The sequence below is a fragment of the Rubrivirga sp. genome, from assembly GCF_049648075.1.
Taxonomy (GTDB): Bacteria; Bacteroidota; Rhodothermia; order Rhodothermales; family Rubricoccaceae; genus Rubrivirga.
On sequence record NZ_JBARYR010000250.1, the window covers coordinates 1 to 5,020 of the forward strand.

Below are 5,020 nucleotides of genomic sequence, written 5' to 3' on the forward strand. Positions count from 1 at the left end.
GCCCGTTTTTTGTGACGAGCCTTTCGCGACGCGCGTCCTCGAGGTCGAGCCAGCTTCTCCGTTTGACCTCGGGGGTTCACGTGGCGCCGTTGCATGCGACGGCGTGTGTCCCGCCGAGCAGCGACGCACGACCTCGAGGCCTCGACCGGCCCGTCCTCGAGGACGAGCCCCTCTCCATCCGAGCCCCTCTCCATCCATCGAGGACGGCCCGTGAACGACGACCGGCCATCCCGCCGTATCTTGGCCTCACGGTCGTCATCGGCCTATTCCGGGCTTCGGCCCACCGCCTCGCCCAGGTCCACCTGCCTTGGACCCCGCATCTAGTCTGGCCCTCGCGGCCCAAGTCTCCGACGCACTTCCCGGCCCCGTGGGGCTGGCGGTCCAGGTCGGGACGTTCCTGCTCTTGCTCGCGCTGTCGGCCCTGTTCTCAGGGTCCGAGGTCGCGCTGTTCTCGATCACAGCCGGTGACCGCGAGGCCCTGCGCGAGTCCGCCACGCCGGCGGCCGACCGGGTGGTGTCGCTCTTGGACCGGCCACGACGGCTCCTGGCCGCCGTCTTGCTGCTGAACACCGTCGTCAACGTCGGCGCGGCGATCCTGTCGACCCAGATGATGCTGGCGGCGGCCGTCGCGTTTGGATGGAGCCCGTTCGCGGCTCTCGCGGCCAACGTGATTGGTCTGACGTTCATCTTGCTCGTGACCAGCGAGATCGCGCCGAAGCAGCTCGCGAGCCGGGACCCGGTCCGGTTTGCCGAGGCGGTCTCCCCCTTCCTCGTCCCCGTCGTCCGCGTGGTTACGCCCGTCGCCGACCTGCTCGCCGGCTTGGCGTCGGCCGTCCAGAAACGGTTCCGCCAGGAGACCGACTCTCTGTCGTCGGACGACATCAAGTCGATGGCCGACGTGGGCGAGGCGGACGGCAGCATCGGCGAGCAAGAGCGGGCCCTGATCCACTCGATCGTGGACTTCGGCGAGACGACCGTCCGCGAGGTCATGGTCAGCCGCGTCGACGTCAAGTCGCTGTCCGACGACGCCTCTCTCGGTGAGGCGCTCGACCTGATCCGGGCCAGCGGTCACTCACGGTTCCCCCTGTTCCAGGACCACCTCGACAACGTGCTGGGCGTCGTCTACGCCAAGGACCTGCTGCCCTCCCTCGAGGCCGACCAAACGCCCGACTGGACCGCCATCGCGCGCCGGCCGCTGTTCGTCCCGCCCGGAAAAACGCTGGACGACATGCTGGCCGACTTCCAGCAATCGAGGACGCACATGGCCATCGTGGTCGACGAGTACGGCGGAACGGCGGGGCTCGTCACGTTGGAAGACCTGCTCGAAGAGGTCGTCGGCGAGATCCGCGACGAGCTCGACCGCCCCGAGGACGACGCTCTGGTCGAGTCCCTCGAGGACGGCGCGTTCCGTGCCGAAGCCCGCGTCGACCTCGATGACCTGTCCGACGCGATCGGCATCGAGCTCGACACCGACGAGTTCGACTTCGAGACGCTGGGCGGGCTCATCTTGCACCTTGCCGGGGACATCCCCCAACCGGGCGATCACGTAGAGCACGAGGGGCTGCGGATGCAGGTCGAGACTGTCGAGGGCAACCGCATCCTCAACGTGCGCTTGGAGCCCGTCCTCGAGGACGACCCGCCCGCCCTCGAGGACGGATGACTCGGCTGCTCCTCTTCTTGGCTCTCGTAGGCTGCGCTACCGATTCCGCCCTCGAGGCCGAGAGCCAGACCGACGGCGTCGAGGTCGCCCCAGACTCGACCGCGGACTGGTCCGAGCACTTTGAGGCCGAGGGCTCCGTCGGGACGTTCGTGATGCTGGACGCCGCGACCGGCGTCACGACGCGACACGACCCCGACCGTGCGGCGATGCGCTACACCTTGGCGTCGACCTCGAAGGTGTACAACGGACTCGTCTTCCTCGACCAGGGCGTGGTCACCGATGTGGACTCGATGCTGGCGTGGGACGGCGTCGAGCGGTGGCTGCCGGTCTGGAACCGGGATCACTCGCTGCGCACCGGCACACAGCATTCCGCCGTCTGGCTGTTCCAACGGCTCGCCCTCGAGGTCGGCCGGGACGGCTACCGCGAGGTGTTGGAGCGCGAGCCGTACGGAAACTCGGCCCTCAGCGACACGCTCGAAACGTCGTGGCTGGATGGGACCTGGAAGGCCTCGGCCGATGAGCAGGTGGCGTTCCTCGACCATCTTCGTCGTGGCGACCTCGAGTTCGCACCCGAGCACCAGGCCCTCGTCCGCGAGATGCTACCGACGCTCGTCGAGGGCGGCCAGGTCGGCGCAGCCAACGGTGACCGACGCCTCCGCGGCAAAACCGGTTGGGGTTTCCTCGAGGACGGCTCTGACATCGGGTGGCTCGTGGGCTGGGTCGAGCGTCCCGAAGGCGACGTCGTGTACGCGATGAACGCGCAGGCGGCGCCCGGACACGAGTTCGACGTGGGTCCCGCGCGGCTCCGCATCGTCCGGTCCGTCCTCGAGGACGCGGGCTTCGGCGTCCGCAGCCCGGGCGCCTCGCCGTAGCTTCACGCCTTCACCCCAGGTTTACACGCGCCCGTGCCAGATCCCGCCTCTCCCACTCCCGCCCCGGACCGCGGCGTTTGGTCGTCGAAGCTCGGGTTCGTGCTCGCGGCCAGCGGCTCGGCTATCGGCCTGGGCAACATCGTCTTCTTCGCGTCGAACGCCTACCAGTTCGGCGGCGGCGCGTTCTACGTCCCGTACTTCATCGCGCTCTTCGCGCTCGGCATCCCGGTGATGATCACCGAGTTCAGCCTGGGCACGATGACCGGACGGAGCTTTCCGATGGCGCTCTCGAGCGTGGTCGGTAAGAAAGGTGAGTTCGTGGGGTGGTGGTCGCTCGGCAGCTGCCTCTTCCTGACGATGTACTACGTCGGCATCCTTGGGTGGGCGCTGTGCATGATGGTCGGCGCCATCTTCGGGCTGATGGAGCCCGGCGCGACGGCGCCCTTTGCCCCGTTCGCCGAGCCCAGCGCTGGGCCGAACGCGACGGCCTACTTTTTTGGGATTTTGTCGTCTTGGTGGCCGTTGGTCGCCATCGTCGTGATCTGGGCCATCACGCTCGTCGCTCTCCTTCGAGGGACGGAGACCATCGAGAAGGTGGTTCGCGTGGCGGTTCCGCTGATGTGGCTCTTTATGATCGTCCTGATCATCCGCGGCGTCACGTTGCCGGGCGGGACGGACGGCGTGATGTACCTGTTCACACCAGACCTAGCGGGCATCTCCCAACCCGACGTCTGGAAAGGAGCTTTCAGCCAGATGTTCTTCTCCTTGTCGCTGGGACTCGGGACGATGACGGCCTACGCGAGCTACCTCCCCAAGGACTCTGACCAAGTCACGAACTCGTTCATGGTGAGCTTCCTCAACTGCGGGTTCGAGTACATCGCCGGTATCGCCATCTTCTCGATGCTGTTCGCGTTCTCGCTCAACCCCGTTGGCGGGACCTTGTCGCTGTCGTTCTTCGCCATCCCGCAGGGGATCGCAGCGTTTCCGTTTGCGGTCAAGGTCTTCGGGTTCTCGTTCTTCTTCCTGTTGGTGATGGCCGGCATCACGAGCGCGATCTCGCTCGTCGAGGGCATGGCGTCGGCGATCATCGACAAGCTCGCGATCGACCGGACGAAGGCGCTCGCGATGGTGGCGATACCCGGCATCGTGGGCTCCGTCATTACCACGCTCCCGTTTATCGTCGATCCTGATCTTGGCGGGAACGGGACGATGGGGCTCAGCTTCCTGGACATTCTGGACCACTGGGTCTTCGGGTACAGCATGTTGGCGGTCGGTTTCCTCCAGTGCATCCTGCTGGGCTGGGTGTTCGGTGCGGCCAACCTGCGCGCGTTCGTCAACGAGCACTCGCGGTTTACGCTCGGCGCCTGGTTCGACGTCTTTATCCGGTTCATCATCCCCGCCATCCTGCTGACCGTCATCGTGTGGAACCTGGCCATCGACCTGACGGGCGATACGTTGTACGGCGGCGGCGTACCGCTTGGGTTTGTGGACTGGTTTCCTGTGGTCATCCCGCTCGTCTGGATCGGTGGCACCTTGGGACTCGCGGCCTACTTCACATCACGCGAGACCGCATCCGCCCCGGCCGAGCCCGCCATCGCCACCTTCGAGAGCTAAGCCCATGCGATTCCTTCTGCTCCTCGCTCTCTTGGCGACCTCGGCCGGCGCCCAGGACATCGTCTCCATCACGCCCGAACAGCCCACGCGCGACGAGGCCGTCACAGTCACGTTCAGCGAGCCCGTCGACTCGGTCACGGTGACCTACCGCCCCGGCGCGGTCACGGCCACGAGCGAGACGTTCACGCCGGGCTCCGAGACCTTCGTGTTCTCGCCCTCGAAGGCCGGCGTCGTGTCGGTCTCCGGCGGCGACGCGACCCAAAGCCTGTCCGTCCGCTACCTCGGCACGCCGACCGCGGGGCTCATCGTGATGATCTTGGCCGGTCTCATCCTGTTCGGCGGCGCTGGGATGGCCCTGCGCGCGCTCCTGGCCGACGGCCACCGCATCGAGATCGACCCGACCCTGTTCCCGGACACGTGATCCGCGGGGCGACGTGCCTCGCCATCGCGCTGGCGGCCTCCGTCAGCGCCCAAGTGCAGCCGTCCTCGAGGGCGCAGGGCGTCGTCCTCGAGGTCGGCACCGCGCCCGTATTCGTCCTCGAGGACGAGCGTCTTGCGGCCGCGCCCTCGAGGCCGGACGGGGACGAGTGGATCGCGCGTGACAAAGCGCTCCATTTGGGAGGCTCGTTCCTACTGACGTTGTCGGGCCAGTACCTCCTGACGGACAAGACCTCCCTCGAGGACGGCGACGCGCTTCCGATCGCTGCGGCGTCGGCGCTGGCGCTCGGGCTTCTGAAGGAGGTCGCGGACAGCCAGCGGGACCAGAACCCGCACTTTTGCTGGCGCGACCTCGCGGCCGACGCGGCCGGTGTAGCGCTGGCGGCAGGCGTGATCGCGCTGTAGCGCCTACGAGGGCGATTGGTAGGCCGTGTTC

The 5,020-nt window shown here is 67.2% G+C and carries 5 protein-coding genes; all 5 read left to right on the forward strand.

Annotated features, from left to right (window positions below; all coding sequences use genetic code 11):
* Window positions 1–307: 307 nt before the first annotated feature.
* Genes WBA11_RS07520 through WBA11_RS07540 form a run of 5 tightly spaced genes read left to right on the forward strand, consistent with a single transcriptional unit; the run spans window position 308 to window position 4,989 of the window.
* Window positions 308–1,660, forward strand: a complete 1,353-nt coding sequence (locus WBA11_RS07520; protein ID WP_424520081.1) for a hemolysin family protein — start codon at window positions 308–310, stop codon at window positions 1,658–1,660.
* Entirely contained in the window at window positions 1,657–2,532 is an 876-nt protein-coding gene (locus WBA11_RS07525) for a penicillin-binding transpeptidase domain-containing protein (RefSeq protein ID WP_424520082.1), read from the forward strand. The genes WBA11_RS07520 and WBA11_RS07525 overlap by 4 nt, the downstream gene beginning before the upstream one ends.
* Window positions 2,533–2,565: 33 nt before the next feature.
* Complete coding sequence (locus tag WBA11_RS07530; protein WP_424520083.1) at window positions 2,566–4,146, forward strand: sodium-dependent transporter; 1,581 nt, start codon at window positions 2,566–2,568, stop codon at window positions 4,144–4,146.
* A gap of 4 nt (window positions 4,147–4,150) precedes the next feature.
* Window positions 4,151–4,567, forward strand: a complete 417-nt coding sequence (locus tag WBA11_RS07535; RefSeq protein ID WP_424520084.1) for a hypothetical protein — start codon at window positions 4,151–4,153, stop codon at window positions 4,565–4,567.
* Complete coding sequence (locus WBA11_RS07540; protein ID WP_424520085.1) at window positions 4,564–4,989, forward strand: hypothetical protein; 426 nt, start codon at window positions 4,564–4,566, stop codon at window positions 4,987–4,989. The genes WBA11_RS07535 and WBA11_RS07540 overlap by 4 nt, the downstream gene beginning before the upstream one ends.
* Window positions 4,990–5,020 lie beyond the last annotated feature (31 nt).